Genomic DNA, 17930 nt, shown 5'->3' with positions numbered 1-17930 from the left:
TGCTCCTGCTTCCTGGATGGGGCTCCCGCGATCGGCGGGCACCGCCATTCTACGAGCGTGTTCCTGTGCATCAGGACGGGGAGGACGCGCCGATGCCGGCACCCGGTGTGCCCGGCCAGGACGCGCGCGGCCCTGTAGACTCGTCGGGTTGAGGAGCGACGTCGCCCGCGGCGCGCCCGCCCCGGCGTGCGCCCGCAGCCGGGAACGAGAGCCCGGCGCCCGGAGACGACGGCGACCATCCCGACGGATGCCGATACGAGCAGGACAGCTCGACTCGGCAGGAGAAGAGGCAACGCATGTCAGATGTGCTCATCGACCGACCCGAGCTCGAGGGCCTCGGCCAGTACGAGTTCGGCTGGGCCGACTCGGATTCCGCCGGCGCCTCCGCCCGGCGCGGCATCAGCGAGGAGGTCGTCGCCGACATCTCGCAGAAGAAGGGCGAGCCGGAGTGGATGCTCCAGCGCCGCCTCAAGGCGTACAAGCTCTTCGGCATGAAGCCCATGCCGACCTGGGGCGCCGATCTGTCGGGCATCGACTTCGACAACATCAAGTACTTCGTCCGCTCGACGGAGAAGCAGGCGCAGTCGTGGGAGGACCTCCCGGAGGACATCCGGAACACCTACGACCGGCTCGGCATCCCCGAGGCGGAGCGCGCGCGACTGGTCGCGGGCGTCGCCGCGCAGTACGAGTCCGAGGTCGTCTACCACCAGATCCAGGAGGAGCTGGAGGCGCAGGGCGTCATCTTCATGGACACCGACACGGCGCTCAAGGAGCACCCCGAGTTCTTCGAGGAGTACTTCGGCACCGTCATCCCCTCGGGCGACAACAAGTTCGCGGCGCTCAACACGGCCGTGTGGTCGGGCGGCTCCTTCGTCTACGTCCCGAAGGGCGTGCACGTCGAGATCCCGCTGCAGGCCTACTTCCGCATCAACACGGAGAACATGGGCCAGTTCGAGCGGACCCTGATCATCGCCGACGAGGACAGCTACGTCCACTACATCGAGGGCTGCACGGCCCCGATCTACAAGTCGGACTCGCTGCACTCGGCCGTCGTCGAGATCGTCGTGAAGAAGGGCGCCCGCGTCCGCTACACGACCATCCAGAACTGGTCGAACAACGTCTACAACCTCGTCACGAAGCGCGCGGTCGCGCACGAGGGCGCCACCATGGAGTGGATCGACGGCAACATCGGCTCCAAGGTGACGATGAAGTACCCCTCGATCTTCCTCATGGGCGAGCACGCGAAGGGGGAGACCCTGTCGGTGGCCTTCGCGGGCCCCGGCCAGCACCAGGACGCCGGCGCGAAGATGATCCACATGGCGCCGCACACGACGTCCTCGATCGTCTCGAAGTCGATCGCGCGCGGCGGCGGCCGTGCGGGCTACCGCGGCGAGGTCCGCGTGGATGCGAACGCGCACCACGCGGCGAACACGGTGCGCTGCGACGCGCTCCTCGTCGACACGATCTCCCGCTCCGACACGTACCCCGCGATCGACATCCGGGTGGACGACGTCCAGCTCGGCCACGAGGCGACCGTCTCCCGCGTGAGCGAGGAGCAGCTCTTCTACCTCATGTCGCGCGGCATGGAGGAGGACGAGGCGATGGCGATGATCGTCCGCGGCTTCATCGAGCCGATCGCCCGCGAGCTCCCCATGGAGTACGCACTCGAGCTCAACAAGCTCATCGAGATGAGCATGGAAGGATCCGTCGGCTAGTCATGACGCTCGTCACTCCCGAACAGCACGGCGCGAAGGCGCACAGCGACGGAGGATGGGATGGCGCGGCGCGCCGTGTGCCCGTCCAGACGCGCTCGGAGCGCTTCCGCTCCGCCGTCCACGCCGAGTTCCCCGCGGTCACCGGCCGCGAGGTCGACTGGAAGCTCTCGCCCGTCGACCGCCTGCGCGACCTCATCGACGGCGAGCTCGACGGCTCCGCCTACGCGTTCGAGGCCCCCGAGGTCGAGGGCGTGTCGATCGAGTGGGTCGCGCGCGACGCCGAGGGGATCGGCGCCGCCGGCCTCCCGGAGGACCGCGCGAGCGCGAACGCCTGGTCGAGCTTCGAGCGGGCGCTCCGCATCCGCGTCGAGGGCGAGACGCAGCCCGTCTCGATCAGCCGCGCCGCACTCGATGCGCGCGCGCGCGGCGCGCACGTCCTCGTCGAGGCGGCGCCGCACAGCTCCGGCCTCGTCGTCCTCGACAGCCGCGGCCCCGCGAAGCTCGTCGAGAACGTGGAGATCGTGGTCGGCGAGGGCGCGCAGCTCACCCTCGTGAGCGTCCAGGGCTGGGATGACGACGCGATCCACCTCGCGAGCCACTTCGCCCGCATCGGCCGGGACGCGCGCCTCAAGCACATCGTCGTCTCCCTCGGCGGCTCGGTGGTCCGCGTGAACCCCTCGGCGCACCTCGCCGAGGACGGCGCGGATGCCGAGATGCTCGGCCTGTACTTCTCGGACGCCGGCCAGCACCTCGAGCAGCAGGTCTACGTCTTCCACGACGCGCCGCACTCGAAGAGCCGCGTGACGTACAAGGGGGCGCTCAACGGCGCGGGCGCGCGCAGCGTCTGGATCGGCGACGTGCTCATCGGCCGCGAGGCGACCGGCACCGACAGCTACGAGCAGAACCGCAACCTCGTCCTCTCGGACGGGACGCGCGCCGACAGCATCCCGAACCTCGAGATCGAGACGGGCGACATCGCGGGCGCCGGGCACGCGAGCGCGACCGGCCGCTTCGACGACGAGCAGCTCTTCTACCTGCAGGCCCGCGGGATCGAGGAGGCGGAGGCGCGTCGCCTCGTCGTGCTCGGCTTCCTCAGCGAGGTCGTGCAGCAGATCGGCGAGCCCGAGCTCGAGACGCGCCTCCAGGCGGCCCTCGTCGCCGAGCTCGAGGCGGCGCGATGACGGCGCAGCGCGCCTGCGCCGTCGCGGAGCTCGGTGTGGGCACCGCGCAGCGCGTCGTGCTCGACGGCGTCGCGATCGCGGTCGTCATCGACTCGGCGGGCGCCGTCCACGCGATCGGCGACGTCTGCACGCACGGCGACATCTCGCTGAGCGAGGGCTTCGTCGAGGACGACACGCTCGAGTGCTGGGCGCACGGCTCGAAGTTCGAGCTGACGACCGGCAAGCCCCTCACCCTCCCGGCCTACGAGCCGGTCCCCGTCTTCGCGGTCGAGATCCGCGACGGCGACGTGTACATCGACCCCAGCACCAAGCTCGCCGTCTGACGGCGCAGGAGAGAAGAACGAACATGGCGACACTCGAAGTCCGCGACCTCCAGGTCTCGATCGAGACCGACCAGGGCACGAAGCCGATCCTCAAGGGGGTCGACCTCACGATCAAGCAGGGCGAGATCCACGCGGTCATGGGCCCGAACGGCTCCGGCAAGTCGACCCTCGCGTACACGATCGCGGGGCACCCGCGCTACAACGTCGACGGCGGCACGATCACGCTCGACGGCGAGGACGTCCTCGAGATGAGCGTCGACGAGCGCGCTCGCGCGGGGCTCTTCCTCGCGATGCAGTACCCGGTCGAGATCCCCGGCGTCACGGTCGCGAACTTCCTCCGCACCGCGAAGACCGCCGTCGACGGCGAGGCGCCGGCGATCCGCGGCTGGGCGAAGACCGTCAACGAGTCGATGGAGAAGCTCCGCATGGACTCCTCCTTCTCGGCGCGCAACGTCAACGAGGGCTTCTCGGGCGGCGAGAAGAAGCGCCACGAGATCCTCCAGCTCGAGCTGCTGAAGCCCAAGTTCGCGGTGCTCGACGAGACCGACTCCGGCCTCGACGTCGACGCGCTGAAGATCGTCTCGGAGGGCGTCAACCGCGCGCACGCGGAGTCCGACATGGGCATCCTGCTCATCACCCACTACACGCGCATCCTCCGCTACATCAAGCCGGACTTCGTCCACGTCTTCGTCGACGGCAAGGTCGCGGAGGAGGGCGGCGCCGAGCTCGCCGACCGCCTCGAGGACGAGGGCTACGACCGCTACCTCGCCGCGCGAGCCTGAGCCGAGCCGCCTAAGCTGGCCGCAAGGAGGCCTCCATGCCCACCGCACTCGAGCCCGCGCTCTTCGACAAGGTCGAGGAGGGGCTGAAGGATGTCATCGACCCCGAGCTCGGGGTCAACATCGTCGATCTCGGACTCGTCTACGACCTGGCCTGGGACGAGGAGAACGATGCGCTCATCATCTCGATGACGCTCACCTCCGCCGGCTGCCCGCTGACGGATGTCATCGAGGAGCAGATCGGGCAGGCGCTCGACGGCATCGTCGAGCGCTTCCGCATCAACTGGGTGTGGATGCCGCCGTGGGGCCCCGAGCGGATCACCGACGACGGTCGCGACATGATGCGCGCGATCGGCTTCTCGATCTGACCCCCGCTCGGAGTCCCGGATGCCCCGCGCGCTGACCGACGGCTCGGCGGAGGACTCGGTGCGGGTCGGCGGGCACGAGGTCCACGGCCTCCCGGTCGACCTGGAGACGCGCTGCGTCCACTGGCATCAGCCGTGGGATGTCGTGGCGCTCGCCCTGCCATGCTGCGAGCGGCTGCATCCGTGTCGGGAATGCCATGACGCTGTCGCCGGGCACGAGGCGCAGCTGTGGCCGCCCGATCGGTTCGACGCGGAGGCGATCCTCTGCGGCGCCTGCGGATCCCCGATGTCGATCGAGCGCTATCTGGCGGCGGACGCCTGCCCCTGCTGCGCCGCGGTCTTCAACCCGGGGTGCCGTCTCCACCGTCACCGGTACTTCGCCGAGCAGCCTGCGTCGGCCGGGGCCGCGCGGGCGGGCTAGACTCGACGGCTGGCCCGCATTCCCGGGCCGACCACCTTCCCCTGAGAGAAAGCGACGTCCGCCGTGCTCGCCGTCACCGGCCTCGAGATCCGCGTCGGAGCCCGCGTGCTCATGGAGGACGTGGCTTTCCGCGTCGACAAGGGCGACAAGATCGGGCTGGTCGGGCGCAACGGGGCGGGCAAGACGACGCTCACGAAGACGCTCGCGGGGGAGGGGCAGCCGAGCGCCGGCGAGATCACCCGCACCGGCGAGATCGGCTACCTCCCGCAGGACCCGCGCACGGGCGACCCGGAGCAGACGGCCCGCACCCGCATCCTCGACGCCCGCGGGCTCGGATCGATCGTGCTGCGCATGCGGCAGGCGACCGAGGACATGGCGAGCGAGGATGCGCGCACCAGCGAGGCGGGCATGGACGCCTATGCGAAGGCCGAGGATCGCTTCCTCGCGCTCGGCGGCTACGCGGCGGAGGCCGAGGCGGCGTCGATCGCCTCGAACCTCGCCCTGCCGGATCGCATCCTCGATCAGCAGCTGAAGACCCTCTCGGGCGGTCAGCGGCGCCGCATCGAGCTCGCCAGGATCCTGTTCTCAGGCGCCGACACGATGATCCTCGACGAGCCGACCAACCACCTCGATGCCGACTCGGTCGTCTGGCTGCGCGAGTTCCTCAAGCAGTATCAGGGCGGCGTCATCGTGATCAGCCACGACGTCGACCTCGTCGACGAGGTCGTCAACAAGGTCTTCTACCTCGACGCGAACCGCCAGGTCATCGACGTCTACAACATGGGCTGGAAGCACTACCTGCGCCAGCGCGCCGCCGACGAGGAGCGCCGCCGCAAGGAGCGCTCCAACGTCGAGAAGAAGGCGACGCAGCTGCAGCAGCAGGCGGCGCGCTTCGGCGCGAAGGCCTCGAAGGCGGCTGCGGCGCACCAGATGGTCGCGCGGGCGGAGAAGATGCTCTCGGGCCTCGAGGAGGTCCGCCAGGTGGACCGCGTCGCGAAGCTCCGCTTCCCGGAGCCCGCCGCCTGCGGGCGCACGCCGCTCACGGCATCCGACCTCTCGAAGTCCTACGGCTCGCTCGAGATCTTCACCGCCGTGGATCTCGCGATCGACCGCGGCTCGAAGGTCGTCGTGCTCGGCTTCAACGGCGCCGGCAAGACGACGCTGCTCCGCATCCTGGCGGGCGTCGACCGCCCCGACACCGGCCAGGTGGAGCCCGGCCACGGCCTCCGCATCGGGTACTACGCGCAGGAGCACGAGACGATCGACGTCAAGCGCTCGGTGCTCGAGAACATGCTCTCCTCCTCGCCGCAGCTCAACGCGACCGAGGCCAGGCGCGTGCTCGGCTCCTTCCTGTTCACGGGGGATGACGCCGACAAGCCCGCGGGCGTCCTCTCGGGCGGCGAGAAGACCCGCCTCGCGCTCGCGATGATCGTCGTCTCGGGGGCGAACGTGCTGCTGCTCGATGAGCCCACGAACAACCTCGACCCTGCGAGCCGCGAGGAGATCCTCGGCGCCCTCGCCGGCTACTCGGGCGCCGTCGTGCTCGTCTCGCACGACGAGGGCGCGGTCGAGGCGCTCAACCCGGAGCGCGTGCTCATCCTCCCCGACGGGGTCGAGGACCACTGGAACAAGGACTACGCCGAGCTCATCACCCTCGCCTAGGTGCGCCCGCTGCCGGAGCGCTCAGCGTCCGGCGGCATCGAGCAGCGCGTCCTCCGCGTCGGCGTCCTCGCCGCCGCGTCCGCGGCGTCGCTCGGGGGCGGGCTCGCCGCCGGCGGCGACGCGCTCCTCCTCGAGCCGCGCGCGGCGCTCGTGGCGGATGCCCCAGAAGAGCGCGACGAAGGCGAGCACGCCGAAGGCGATCCACTGGAAGGCGTAGGAGAGGTGGGGGCCCTCGTCGGCGGGCGGGCGGACGACCGGCAGCGGGCGGCTGTCGGCGGCCGGATCCTCGGACTCGAGGAGGCCGTAGGCGCCCGTCCAGGTCTCGCCCGCGACGAGGTCCGCGACCTGGGGGAGGTGGATGGTCGAGATCTGGCCCTCGGGCGCCGAGCGGCCGGGGAGCGTCGGCTCGCCGGCCTTGAGGCGCGCGACCACCGTGACCACCCCTTCGGGCGGGGCCGGCACGACATCCGGCACATCGTCGACGCTGCCGAGCGGGAGCCAGCCCCGATCGACGACGAAGACCCGCCCGTCGTCGAGGCGGAGCGGCGTGAGCACCTCCCAGCCCGGCCCGCCGTTGCGGGGGCGGTTGCGCACGAGCAGCTGATCCTCCACGAGGTAGGTGCCGGTCATCACGACCGGCTGCCACTCCTGCGAGGGCGACCAGTCGTCGAGCACCGGCAGCTCCGCCTCGAGCGGCACGGGCGCCGCGTCGAAGTTCTGCTCGACGAGCTCGATCGCCTCGACGGCCTCGGCTCGACGGGACCACTGCCACCAGGAGAGGAGCCCGCAGGCGAGCGCGAAGACGACCGTGAGCGCGACGTACCCGATCCACCGCCTGGTGCCGTTCACGGCACCGCCCCGTCCGGCACGAGCTCCACCGTCTCGCCGAGCGGCGCGACGACGACCGGGAACCCGCGGCTCGAGAGATAGCCGGCGAGGTGCTCGCGGTGCGCGTCGCAGGCGAGCCACACCTTGACGCGCTCGGGGCCGTGGATGCGGGGGTTGCGCCAGTTGATCCCCCACGCCGCCTCCGACTCGCAGGCGGACGCCGAGCAGCGGATGCGGGTCTCGCCGAAGCCGATCACCGCGGCCCCTCGCGGCGGACCGAGGGGGCGACCGGCACGATCGCGCCGGGGCGCTCGACGACGGCCGCCGGCTTCGCGATGTGCGCGTTCGCGATGAGGACCGCGAAGTACGGGAGGACGATCGCGCCGACCGCCGGGATGACGAGCCACCAGCCGTGCACGAACACGCAGGCGACGATGCACAGCATGCGCACGCCCATCGCGATGCTGTAGCGCAGGACGCGCCCCCGCTGCTCCTCCTCGGGGGAGGCCGGCAGCTCCGTGATGCTGGAGGCGGGTGGACGGCGCATGACCGCTCCAGCCTACGCTCGTGCGCCGCCGTGCGCCGTGCGCGCGCCCCGCGTCGCTACGCTGGAGCGCATGACCCAGCGCACTGTCCTCATCACCGGCGGCAACCGCGGCATCGGCCGCGCCATCGCGGAGGCCTTCATCGCGGCGGGCCACCGCGTCGCCGTGACGGCGCGCTCGGGCGAGGGCCCCGAGGGCGCCCTCACCGTCCGCGCGGAGATGACGGACGCGGCCTCGATCGATGCGGCGTTCACGCAGGTCGAGGAGCAGCTCGGCGCGGTCGAGGTCGTCGTCGCGAACGCGGGCATCACGCGCGACACCCTCCTGCTCCGCATGTCGGAGGAGGACTTCTCGGCGGTCGTCGACACGAACCTGGGCGGCTCGTTCCGCGTCGTGAAGCGCGCCTCGAAGGGCATGCTCAAGGCCCGCTTCGGCCGCGTCGTGCTCATCTCGAGCGTCGTGGGCCTCTTCGGCGGGCCGGGCCAGATCAACTACTCGTCCTCGAAGGCCGGTCTCGTCGGCATGGCCCGCTCGATCACGCGCGAGCTCGGCGCACGCGGCATCACGGCGAACGTCGTCGCACCCGGCTTCATCGAGACCGACATGACGGCCGAGCTGCCGGAGGCGACGCAGGCCGAGTACCGGAAGTCCATCCCCGCCGGGCGGTACGGCAGCGCGGAGGAGGTCGCCAAGGCCGTGCTGTGGCTCGCGGGCGACGACGCGGCCTACATCTCGGGCGCCGTCATCCCCGTCGACGGCGGACTCGGGATGGGGCACTAGGCCGCTCTCGCCGCGGCGCGCTCAGACGCGGGGCAGCTGGAGCACGGCGAGCACGGCCGACAGGTCGCGCTCGTCGAGGAGCAGATCGGCGGCCTGCCGGACGGGGGCCTTCGCGTCGAAGCCGATCGAGAGCCCGCAGATCGCCATCATCTCGAGGTCGTTCGCGCCGTCGCCGATCGCGAGCGTGCGCGCGAGCGGCAGGTCGAGGGCCGCCGCCCATTCGCGCAGCGCGTCCGCCTTCGCGGCCGCGTCGACGACGGGCGGCACGACCTCGCCGGTCAGCGCGCCGTCGCGGACCTCGAGACGGTTGGCTCGCCAGAAGTCGAGTCGCAGCGCCTCGGCGACGGGGTCGATGATCTCGTGGAAGCCGCCCGACACGACCGCGACGGCGCCGCCCGCCGCCCGGATGCCGGCCGCCATCTCCGGGACGCCGCGCGTGAGCGTCACGCGCTCGCGCACCCGCTCGAAGACCCCGGCGCCGAGCCCCGTGAGGGTCGCGGCGCGCTCGCGGAGCGAGGCCTCGAAGTCGAGCTCGCCGTTCATGGCGCGGAGCGTGACCTCGCGGACCTCGTCGACGACGCCCGCCTCCTCGGCGAGGAGCTCGATCGCCTCCTCCTCGATCAGCGTGGAGTCGACATCGAGCACGACGAGGAAGGAGGGCACGGGCCCCGAGCCTAGCGGCCCCGCTCAGCCCGCCGCGACGCGCTCGCCCTTGCCGACCACGGTGATCCCCGAGTCGGTGACGGTGAAGCCGCGCGAGCGGTCGAGCGCGGCGTCCACGCCGACGGTCGCGCCGGACTCGACCACGACCTCCTTGTCGAGGATCGCGCGCTGCACCGTCGCGTCGTGCTCGATGTGGACCCGCTCGAAGACGACCGAGTCCACGACCGTGGCGCCCGAGTCGACCGTCACCCAGGGCCCGAGCACGCTGCGCTCGAGGTGGCCGCCCGAGACGACGCAGCCGAGCGACACGATCGAGTCGATCGCGGTGCCGACGCGGTCGCGGCCGTCGCGCACGAACTTCGCGGGCGGCGAGTTGAGCTGCTGGCTGAAGATCGGCCAGTCCTGGTTGTAGAGGTTGAAGACCGGGAGCGCCGAGATGAGGTCCTGGTGCGCTTCGAAGAACGAGTCGATCGTCCCCACGTCGCGCCAGTAGAAGCGGTCGCGGTCGGTGGATCCCGGCACCTCGTTGCGCTGGAGGTCGTAGACGGCCGCGTCGCCGCGGTCCACGAAGTCGGGCACGATGTCGCCGCCCATGTCGTGATTCGACTCGGCTCGCTCGCCGTCGCGGATCACGGCGTCGATGAGGACGTCGGCGTCGAAGACGTAGTTGCCCATCGAGGCGAGCACCTCGTCGGGCGAGTCGGCGAGGCCGACCGGGTCGGAGGGCTTCTCGCGGAAGGCCGCGATCCGGGTCGGGTCGTCCGCCTCCGTCTCGATGACGCCGAACTGGTTCGCGAGCGAGATCGGCTGGCGGATCGCGGCGACCGTGCAGCCGGCGCCGGAGGCGATGTGCGCCTCGATCATCTGCGAGAAGTCCATGCGGTAGACGTGATCGGCGCCGACGACGACGACGATGTCCGGCTTCTCGTCGCGGAGCAGGTTGAGGCTCTGCAGGATCGCGTCGGCGGAGCCCGAGAACCAGCGCTTGCCGAGCCGCTGCTGCGCCGGGACCGAGGCGACGTAGGCGCCGAGCATCCCCGAGAGTCGCCAGGTCTGCGAGACGTGGCGGTCGAGCGAATGGGACTTGTACTGCGTGAGGACCACGAGCTGGCGCAGGCCCGAGTTCACCAGATTGGAGAGCGCGAAGTCGATGAGGCGGTAGCCGCCGGCGAAGGGGACCGCGGGCTTGGCCCGATCCGCCGTGAGGGGCATCAGCCGCTTGCCTTCTCCGCCGGCGAGCACGATGCCGAAGATCTTCTTCGATGCCATGTCCTCAATCTAGGCCAGCCGCGCGGCCTGTACTACCGTCGGGTTCCATGAGAGTCGACGTGCTGAGCCGCGAGTATCCCCCCGAGGTCTACGGCGGAGCGGGCGTCCACGTCGCCGAGCTCGTGGCCGCGCTGCGTGCCGGCACCGACACGGAGGTCCTCGTCCGGGCCTTCGGGATGCCGCGCGAGGAGCCCGGCGTGCACAGCTACCTCGTCCCCGCCCCGCTCGGCGAGGCGAACCCCGCGCTCGCGACGCTCGGCGTCGACCTCCAGATCGCGCAGGACATCGCGGGCGCCGATCTCGTGCACTCGCACACCTGGTACGCGAACGGCGCCGGCCACCTCGCCAAGCTGCTCCACGGCATCCCGCACGTCGTCACCGCCCACAGCCTCGAGCCGCTGCGACCGTGGAAGGCCGAGCAGCTCGGAGGCGGCTACCGCGTCTCCAGCTGGATCGAGCAGACCGCCTTCGAGGCCGCGGATGCCGTGATCGCGGTGAGCGCCGGCATGGCCGCCGACATCCTCCGCTCCTACCCGGCGATCGACTCCTCCCGCGTGCACGTCGTGCACAACGGCATCGACCTCGAGCGCTGGCACCGCGTCGACGAGCCCGAGCTCGTCCGCTCGCTCGGCGTCGACCCGGACCGGCCGAGCGTCGTGTTCGTCGGGCGCATCACCCGTCAGAAGGGCCTGCCGTACCTCCTCGAGGCGGCGCGCCGACTGCCCGCCGACGTGCAGCTCGTGCTCTGCGCCGGCGCCCCCGACACGCCCGAGATCCTCGCCGAGGTGCAGGCGGGCGTCGCGGCCCTCCAGGCGGAGCGCTCCGGCGTGGTGTGGCTCGACCGCCTCCTCAGCCAGCCCGAGCTGGCGGCGCTGCTCTCCGCCGCGACCACCTTCGTCTGCCCCTCGGTCTACGAGCCGCTCGGCATCGTCAACCTCGAGGCCATGGCGTGCGGCGCCGCGGTCGTGGGAACGGCCACGGGCGGCATCCCCGAGGTCGTCGCCGACGGCGAGACGGGCCGCCTCGTGCCCATCGAGCAGGTGCAGGACGGCACCGGCACGCCGGTCGACCCCGAGCGCTTCGTCGCCGACCTCGCGGCGACCCTCACCGAGGTGACGCGCGATCCGGATGCCGCGACGCGCATGGGCGAGGCGGGTCGCCGCCGCGCGGAGCAGCACTTCAGCTGGGGCGCGATCGCGACGCGCACACGCGAGATCTACGACTCCCTGAGCTGAGGGCGACTAGGCTGTCACGCATCATGGGAAGCGTTCTCCAGCTCGCCGACGTCGCGGTGGTCCGCGACGGCAACCGCATCCTCGACTCCGTCTCCTGGACGGTCGAGCCCGAAGAGCGCTGGGTGGTCCTCGGCCCCAACGGCGCCGGCAAGACGACGCTGCTGCAGGTGAGCTCCGCGACCTTCCACCCCACCGAGGGCGAGGCCGTGCTGCTGGGGGAGCGCATGGGCCACAGCGACGTCTTCGAGCTCCGCCCCCGCATCGGCTTCGCCTCGACCTCGCTCGCGCGTCGCATCCCGGGCGATGAGACCGTGCTCAACGCGGTCCTCACGGCCGCCTACTCGGTCACCGGCCGATGGAACGAGACCTACGAGGACGTCGACGTGCGCCGCGCCCGCCGCGTCCTCGCCGAGTGGAAGCTCGACCACTACGCGGACCGCGCCTTCGGCACGCTGAGCGACGGCGAGCAGAAGCGCGTCCAGATCGCCCGGGCCGTCATGACGGACCCGGAGCTGCTGCTGCTCGACGAGCCGGCCGCCTCCCTCGACCTGGGCGCGCGCGAGGAGCTGCTGCAGCTCCTCGGCAACTACGCCTCCTCGCCCGAGTCGCCCGCGATGGTCATGGTGACGCACCACGTCGAGGAGATCCCGGCCGGCTTCACGCACGCGCTCCTGCTGGTCGACGGCTCGATCCGCGCCTCGGGCCCGATCGACGAGATCGTCACGGCCGAGCACCTCGGCGGCGCCTTCGGCATGGAGCTCGCGGTGAGCCGCACCGACGACGGCCGCTTCGCCGCCCGCGCCATCTGATAGCATCGACTTTTGGCCGTCTCGGCCACTTCTGACTTTCCCATCCGTTCGACTCACGAGGTTCCGCCATGAAGACCGACATCCACCCCGAGTACGCGCCCATCGTGTTCCGCGACCTCGCGAGCGGTGCCACCTTCCTCACCCGTTCCACCGCGACGAGCGAGAAGACGATCGAGCTCGACGGCGAGACCTACCCCGTCATCGACGTCGAGATCTCCTCGGCCTCGCACCCGTTCTACACGGGCAAGCAGCGCATCCTCGACAGCGCCGGCCGCGTCGAGAAGTTCAACACGCGCTTCAAGAACTTCGGCAAGTAACGCGTTCCTCACGAGTGGGCATCGGCTTCGGCCGGTGCCCATTTCGCGTTCCCGGGCGGGCGAGCCGATCGGCGCCGCCGCGCCTCAGCTGCGCCGGCGGGCGAGGATCAGCGGCACGAGGATGTCGCGGCTGAGCGGTGCGACATCGATCCCCTCGAGGGCGGTCGGCTCCACCCAGGCGAGCTCCTCGATCTCGGCCGCGACCGCGGGGCGTCCCGTCAGCGGGGCGTCGTAGACCTCGGCGTCGACCTCGAGGCCCGGCTCGTTCGCGGCGGGAGCCGAGAAGCGCCCGACGTAGCGCAGCTGGGCGGGGGAGACGTCGAGACCGAGCTCCTCCTCGAGCTCGCGCGCGAGCGTCTCGTCGGCCGTCTCCTCCGGCTCGAGCTTGCCGCCCGGCTGCATGAAGGCGGTCGTGCCGCGCTTGCGCACGAAGAGCAGCCGGCCGTCCTCGCCCTCGATGATGGCGGCGGCGATCCGCAGCGGCGCGGGCGCGTCGTCGCGGGACTCAGCCACGGACGGGCCAGGCGCCGTCGGACACGAAGGCGGGGTCCTTGACGCGGCGCATGTACTCCTGGAAGCTCGCCGACTGCTCCGAGCACCAGCCGACCTGCAGCTCGTGCAGCTCCGCTGCGGTGATGCCGAGCTCGGCGGGGTAGGCGCGCGCGATGGCCTGGGCCACCCGCCCGGCGGCCACGGCATCCGCCATCGCGTCGTGCGCGCCCTCGAGCTCGACCTCGTAGTGCTCGGCGGCGAGCACGAGGGTCCGCTTGCCCTTCCGGTAGCGGTCGACGCACTTGTCGATCACGAGCGGATCGATGATGGGCGAGGGCTGCTCGAGCGGGGCGAGCCCGTAGCGGCGCGCCTCGTGCGCGAGGAGGCTGAGGTCGTAGGGGGCGTTGTAGATGACGACGGGGGTGCCGCGGTCGAGGTAGCCGCGCAGGCTCGTCAGGATCTCGGCGACGACCTCCGGGGCCGGGCGGCCCTCGGTGCGGGCGCGCTCGGTCGTCACCCCGTGGACGGCGGTCGCCTGCTCGGGGATCTCGACGCCGGGATCCGCGAGCCAGTCGCGATGGGCGACGAGCGTGCCGCTCGCGTCGATGAGGCCGACGTGCGCCGTGACGATGCGCGCCGTGCGGACGTCCACCCCCGTCGTCTCGAGATCGAACACGGCGAGTGACTCTGCCCAGCTGCTCATGCATCCCAGGCTATGGGGTGCCTGGGACACTCGCCGACGCGCGGCTCAGTGGTGGTGCGTCGCCTGGTACCGCGCCTCGCCGACGTGGAGCCAGTAGAAGCTCTGCGTGCCGAGCGAGAGGTGCACCGAGCCGTCCGCGTCGACCTCCGGGAACTCGCCGCCGCCGAAGAGGTCGTAGAGCGGCTCCCCGGCGTCGTCCGGCAGCTGGATCCGGGCGGAGACGGCGTTGTGCGCGAAGCTGAACACGCACAGGATGCGCTCCGGCGCGTCCCCGAACTGGGTCCCCGAGCCCGGGTAGTCGCGGATGAAGGCGAGCACGGACTCGTGATCGGTCTCGAGCACCTGGATGGAGCCGAGGCCGAAGGTGGGATGCGCCTTCCGCACGTGGATCACGTTGCGCACCCAGTGCAGGAGCGAGCGCGACTGCGCGAGCTGCGCCTCGACGTTGATCTGGTTGAAGTGGTAGACGAGGGACTGCACGACCGGCAGGTAGAGCTTGCCCGGGTCGGCGGTCGAAAAGCCCGCGTTGCGGTCGGGCGTCCACTGCATGGGCGTGCGCGAGGAGTCGCGGTCGGGCAGCCAGATGTTGTCGCCCATCCCGATCTCGTCGCCGTAGTAGAGGAAGGGGGAGCCGGGGAGCGAGAACAGGAGCGCGTGCGCGAGCTCCAGCTCGGCGCGCGAGTTGTCGAGGAGCGGCGCGAGGCGGCGGCGGATGCCGATGTTGGAGCGCATGCGGGGGTCGTAGGCGTACCAGCCGTACATCGCCTGCCGGTACTCCTCGCTCACCATCTCGAGCGTCAGCTCGTCGTGGTTGCGCAGGAACACGCCCCAGGCGGCGCCCTCGGGCACGTCCTGGGTCTCCGCGAGGACGCGCTTGAGCTCCGCCGCCGACTGCGAGCGGAGCGAGTAGAAGATGCGCGGCATGACGGGGAAGTCGAAGGCCATGTGGCACTCCGGGTCCTCCTCGGTGCCGAAGAACTTCGCGACCTCGGCGGGCCACTGGTTCGCCTCGGCGATGAGCACGCGCCCCGGGTACTCGGTGTCGACCATCTCGCGCAGGTCGCGGATGAACTGGTGGGTCGGCGGCTCCGACTCGCCGTTGCCCTCCTCGGACTCGTACAGGTACGGGATCGCGTCGAGGCGGAGGCCGTCGACGCCCATGTCGAGCCAGTAGCGGACGACGTCGAACATCGCCTCCCGCACGGCCGGGTTCTCGAAGTTGAGGTCGGGCTGGTGCGAGAAGAAGCGGTGCCAGAAGAACTGCCGGCGCTCCGAGTCGAAGGTCCAGTTGGAGTCCTCGGTGTCGACGAAGATGATGCGCACGTTCTCGTACTTCTCGTCGGTGTCGCTCCACACGTAGAAGTCGCCGTACGGCCCGTCGGGGTCGCTGCGGGACTGCTGGAACCACTCGTGCTGATCCGAGGTGTGGTTCATGACGAGGTCGATGACGATGCGCATGTTGCGCTCGTGCGCCTTCGTCACGAGCTCGCGGAAGTCGTCGAGCGTGCCGAACTCGGGGAGGATCCCCTTGTAGTCCTGCACGTCGTAGCCGCCGTCGCGCAACGGCGAGGTGTAGATCGGCGGGATCCAGAGGCCGTCGATCCCGAGCCACTGGAGGTAGTCCAGCTTCGAGATGAGGCCCTGGAGGTCGCCCGTGCCGTCGCCGTTGGAGTCGACGAAGGAGCGGACCATGACCTCGTAGAACACGCTCCGCCGATACCACTGGGGGTTCAGGGCGAGGCCGGGCAGGGTGATCGGCGCAGTGAACGTCACCCGCCCCACTCTACGAACAGGCGACCGGATGTCGGGAGGGGCTCTCAGCATCCGCCCACCTAGACTCGACAGCGATGCCCGTCCCGTCGCCGTATGCCGAGAAGCTCGCCGCCATCCCCGTGAGGGAGGGCGAGCTGGAGGTGCTCGGCTCCCGGACCCGGTACTGGGACTACGGCCCGGCGGATGCCGAGACGGCCCTGGTGCTCGTGCACGGCTATCGCGGCGACCACCACGGACTCGAGCCGGTCGTCGCGCAGCTGCCGGAGCTGCGCATCCTCGCTCCCGACCTCCCGGGCTTCGGGCGCTCGACGCCGATGACCGCCGCGCCGCACTCGATCGAGGGCTACGGGCGCTGGCTGGCGGGGCTCCTGGAGGGGCTCGGGCTCGAGGGCCGCACGCCGCTGCTCGGCCACTCCTTCGGCTCGATCGTCGTCGCGCACGCGATCGCGGGCGGGCTCGAGAGCCCTCGCACGATCCTCGTGAACCCCATCTCGACCGACCCGATGGCGGGCGTCAACGGGGTGCTCGCCCGGCTCACGCGCCTCTACTACGCGATCGGGCGCCGGCTGCCCGCCGGGCTCGGCGCGGCGTGGCTGGGCAACCGGCTCATCGTGCGCTTCATGTCGGTGACGCTCGCGAAGACCGACGACGGCCGGCTCAAGCGCTGGATCCACGAGGAGCACGACCGCTACTTCTCGGCGTTCAGCGATCGCGACACGCTCGCGGAGGGCTTCGACGCCTCCCTCTCGACCGACGTGCTCCGCGCGGCAGGGTCGCTGACGATGCCGACGCTCCTCATCGCGGGCGACGACGACCTCGTCGCGCCGCTCGCGGGCCAGCGCGAGCTGGCTGCGCGGGCGCCGGGCGCGCGGCTCGAGGTCCTCGAGGGGGTCGGCCACCTCGTCCACTACGAGCGGCCCGAGGATGCGGCTCGCCTCATCCGGGCGTTCCTCGCGGAGGGCGCGGCATGAGGATCCTCGTCGACTGCCGCTACACCCGCCTCGAGCACCACGACGGCATCAGCCGCTACACGGCGCGCATCGTCGAGGCGCTCGCGCCGCGGGCGGGGGAGGCGGGGCACGAGCTCACGATGCTCGTGAGCGACGAGCGCCAGCTCGCGATGCTGCCGGAGCTGCCGTGGGAGCTCGCCAGCTCGCCGACGAGCCCGCGCGAGCCGCTCGTGGCCCGGCAGGTGAACCGCCTCGCGCCGGATGTCGTGTTCACCCCCATGCAGACCATGGGCTCCGCGGGGCGGAGCTACGGGCTCGTGCTGACGATCCACGACCTCATCTACTACTCGAACCCGACGCCGCCGCGCGACCTGCCGTGGCCCGTCCGCGCGCTCTGGCGGCTCTACCACCTCGCCTGGTGGCCGCAGCGGCTGCTGCTGCGCCGCGCCGACGAGGTCGTCACGGTCTCGCAGACGACGCGCGAGCTCATGGAGCGGCACCGTCTCACCCGGCACCGCATCACGGTCGTGCGCAACGCCCCCGATCCGGTCGGCGGCGGGATGGCGGGGCGGAGCGCGCCGGACGGCCGGGAGCTCGTCTACATGGGCTCCTTCATGCCGTACAAGAACGTCGAGACGCTCGCGCGCGCCATGCACGAGCTGCCCGGCTACCGCCTGCACCTGCTCAGCCGCATCCGGCCGGCCGATCGCGATCGCCTCGCGGCGCTCGCGCCGCAGGGCTCGCTCGAGTTCCACGACGGGATCTCCGAGGCGGAGTACACGGCGCTGCTCGGACGGGCGACCGCACTCGTCCACGCCTCACTGGAGGAGGGCTTCGGCATCCCGCTCGTCGAGGCCATGGCGCTCGGCACGCCCGTCGTCGTCAGCGACATCCCGATCTTCCGGGAGATCGGCGCGGAGGCCGCGGCCTACTTCCCGGCCACCGACCCGGCCTCGCTTGCGGCGCGCGTGCGCGAGCTCGAGGATCCGGCGCTGTGGGCCGCGCACTCGCGTGCGGGCTTCCAGCAGGCGGCGGTGTTCGACTGGGGTGCCTCGGCGCAGACGCTGCTCGAGGTGCTCGAGCGGGTGCACGCGACACGGACCGCGCGCGGCGTCTGAGG

Annotated in this window: 21 protein-coding genes; 13 read left to right on the top strand and 8 right to left on the bottom strand. The window is 71.3% G+C overall.

The annotated features are described in order from the left end of the window. The first annotated feature begins 296 nt into the window (after positions 1–296). The 7 genes from sufB (at position 297) to OF852_RS03090 (ending at position 6446) form a co-directional block, all read left to right on the top strand. Positions 297–1715 (top strand): Fe-S cluster assembly protein SufB, encoded by a 1419-nt coding sequence (gene sufB / locus OF852_RS03120; RefSeq protein WP_271120357.1) that lies wholly within the window; start codon positions 297–299, stop codon positions 1713–1715. Positions 1716–1717: 2 nt separating this feature from the next. After that, positions 1718–2896, top strand: coding sequence for a Fe-S cluster assembly protein SufD (sufD, locus tag OF852_RS03115; RefSeq protein ID WP_271120356.1), 1179 nt, complete (start codon positions 1718–1720; stop codon positions 2894–2896). Next, positions 2893–3219 (top strand): non-heme iron oxygenase ferredoxin subunit, encoded by a 327-nt coding sequence (locus tag OF852_RS03110; protein WP_271120355.1) that lies wholly within the window; start codon positions 2893–2895, stop codon positions 3217–3219. The genes sufD and OF852_RS03110 overlap by 4 nt, the downstream gene beginning before the upstream one ends. Positions 3220–3242: 23 nt before the next feature. Continuing rightward, positions 3243–4001 (top strand): Fe-S cluster assembly ATPase SufC, encoded by a 759-nt coding sequence (gene sufC / locus OF852_RS03105; protein ID WP_271120354.1) that lies wholly within the window; start codon positions 3243–3245, stop codon positions 3999–4001. Positions 4002–4036: 35 nt separating this feature from the next. Further along, positions 4037–4366, top strand: a complete 330-nt coding sequence (locus tag OF852_RS03100; RefSeq protein ID WP_271120353.1) for a metal-sulfur cluster assembly factor — start codon at positions 4037–4039, stop codon at positions 4364–4366. Positions 4367–4385: 19 nt separating this feature from the next. Beyond that, complete coding sequence (locus OF852_RS03095) at positions 4386–4784, top strand: CHY zinc finger protein (RefSeq protein WP_271120352.1); 399 nt, start codon at positions 4386–4388, stop codon at positions 4782–4784. A 63-nt stretch (positions 4785–4847) separates the two neighbouring features. Next, positions 4848–6446, top strand: a complete 1599-nt coding sequence (locus OF852_RS03090) for an ABC-F family ATP-binding cassette domain-containing protein (protein ID WP_271120351.1) — start codon at positions 4848–4850, stop codon at positions 6444–6446. Positions 6447–6467: 21 nt separating this feature from the next. On the opposite strand, the gene OF852_RS03085 is transcribed toward OF852_RS03090, so the two are convergent. The 3 genes from OF852_RS03085 to OF852_RS03075 are packed head-to-tail and all read right to left on the bottom strand — an operon-like array spanning position 6468 to position 7821. After that, positions 6468–7295, bottom strand: coding sequence for an SURF1 family cytochrome oxidase biogenesis protein (locus OF852_RS03085; protein ID WP_271120350.1), 828 nt, complete (start codon positions 7293–7295; stop codon positions 6468–6470). Beyond that, on the bottom strand, positions 7292–7531 hold the full coding sequence (locus OF852_RS03080) for a hypothetical protein (RefSeq protein ID WP_271120349.1): 240 nt from the start codon (positions 7529–7531) through the stop codon (positions 7292–7294). The genes OF852_RS03085 and OF852_RS03080 overlap by 4 nt, the downstream gene beginning before the upstream one ends. After that, positions 7528–7821 (bottom strand): DUF3099 domain-containing protein, encoded by a 294-nt coding sequence (locus OF852_RS03075; protein ID WP_271120348.1) that lies wholly within the window; start codon positions 7819–7821, stop codon positions 7528–7530. Before OF852_RS03075 ends, OF852_RS03080 begins: the two co-directional genes overlap by 4 nt. A 70-nt stretch (positions 7822–7891) precedes the next feature. Between OF852_RS03075 and fabG the strand changes: the two genes are divergently transcribed. Then, the gene (gene fabG, locus OF852_RS03070) at positions 7892–8599 is read left to right on the top strand and encodes a 3-oxoacyl-ACP reductase FabG (RefSeq protein ID WP_271120347.1); all 708 of its coding nucleotides are present in this window, start codon (positions 7892–7894) and stop codon (positions 8597–8599) included. 21 nt (positions 8600–8620) lie between these two features. Here fabG and serB read toward each other — a convergent pair whose 3' ends face one another. Next, positions 8621–9262, bottom strand: coding sequence for a phosphoserine phosphatase SerB (gene serB / locus OF852_RS03065; RefSeq protein WP_271120346.1), 642 nt, complete (start codon positions 9260–9262; stop codon positions 8621–8623). A gap of 24 nt (positions 9263–9286) precedes the next feature. After that, entirely contained in the window at positions 9287–10531 is a 1245-nt protein-coding gene (locus tag OF852_RS03060) for a glucose-1-phosphate adenylyltransferase (protein ID WP_271120345.1), read from the bottom strand. 47 nt (positions 10532–10578) lie between these two features. On the opposite strand from OF852_RS03060, the gene glgA reads away from it, so the two are divergent. The 3 genes from glgA to OF852_RS03045 all read left to right on the top strand — a co-directional run bounded on the left by glgA (position 10579) and on the right by OF852_RS03045 (position 12892). Next, complete coding sequence (glgA, locus tag OF852_RS03055; RefSeq protein ID WP_271120344.1) at positions 10579–11766, top strand: glycogen synthase; 1188 nt, start codon at positions 10579–10581, stop codon at positions 11764–11766. Between the two features lie 23 nt (positions 11767–11789). Next, a complete protein-coding gene (locus OF852_RS03050; protein WP_271120343.1) occupies positions 11790–12575 on the top strand; it encodes an ABC transporter ATP-binding protein in 786 nt (261 codons plus the stop codon). 68 nt (positions 12576–12643) lie between these two features. Next, positions 12644–12892, top strand: coding sequence for a type B 50S ribosomal protein L31 (locus OF852_RS03045; protein ID WP_271120342.1), 249 nt, complete (start codon positions 12644–12646; stop codon positions 12890–12892). An 84-nt stretch (positions 12893–12976) separates the two neighbouring features. On the opposite strand, the gene OF852_RS03040 is transcribed toward OF852_RS03045, so the two are convergent. The 3 genes from OF852_RS03040 to treS are packed head-to-tail and all read right to left on the bottom strand — an operon-like array spanning position 12977 to position 15860. Continuing rightward, on the bottom strand, positions 12977–13405 hold the full coding sequence (locus OF852_RS03040; RefSeq protein ID WP_271120341.1) for an NUDIX hydrolase: 429 nt from the start codon (positions 13403–13405) through the stop codon (positions 12977–12979). Then, positions 13398–14087 carry a 3'-5' exonuclease gene (locus OF852_RS03035; RefSeq protein WP_271120340.1) on the bottom strand — a complete coding sequence of 230 codons (690 nt, stop codon included), beginning with the start codon at positions 14085–14087 and terminating at the stop codon, positions 13398–13400. The genes OF852_RS03040 and OF852_RS03035 overlap by 8 nt, the downstream gene beginning before the upstream one ends. 45 nt (positions 14088–14132) lie before the next feature. After that, positions 14133–15860: a maltose alpha-D-glucosyltransferase gene (treS, locus tag OF852_RS03030; protein ID WP_271120339.1), complete on the bottom strand. Its 1728-nt coding sequence runs from the start codon at positions 15858–15860 to the stop codon at positions 14133–14135. Positions 15861–15934: 74 nt separating this feature from the next. On the opposite strand from treS, the gene OF852_RS03025 reads away from it, so the two are divergent. Both OF852_RS03025 and OF852_RS03020 read left to right on the top strand, forming a co-directional pair. Then, positions 15935–16831 (top strand): alpha/beta fold hydrolase, encoded by an 897-nt coding sequence (locus tag OF852_RS03025; protein ID WP_271120338.1) that lies wholly within the window; start codon positions 15935–15937, stop codon positions 16829–16831. Continuing rightward, on the top strand, positions 16828–17928 hold the full coding sequence (locus OF852_RS03020; protein ID WP_271120337.1) for a glycosyltransferase family 4 protein: 1101 nt from the start codon (positions 16828–16830) through the stop codon (positions 17926–17928). Before OF852_RS03025 ends, OF852_RS03020 begins: the two co-directional genes overlap by 4 nt. Positions 17929–17930 lie beyond the last annotated feature (2 nt).

Source organism: Homoserinibacter sp. YIM 151385, assembly GCF_027912415.1.
Taxonomy (GTDB): Bacteria; Actinomycetota; Actinomycetes; order Actinomycetales; family Microbacteriaceae; genus Schumannella.
The sequence above is the reverse complement of the archived record's forward strand: the minus strand, read 5'-3'. Positions and strand labels throughout refer to the sequence as shown.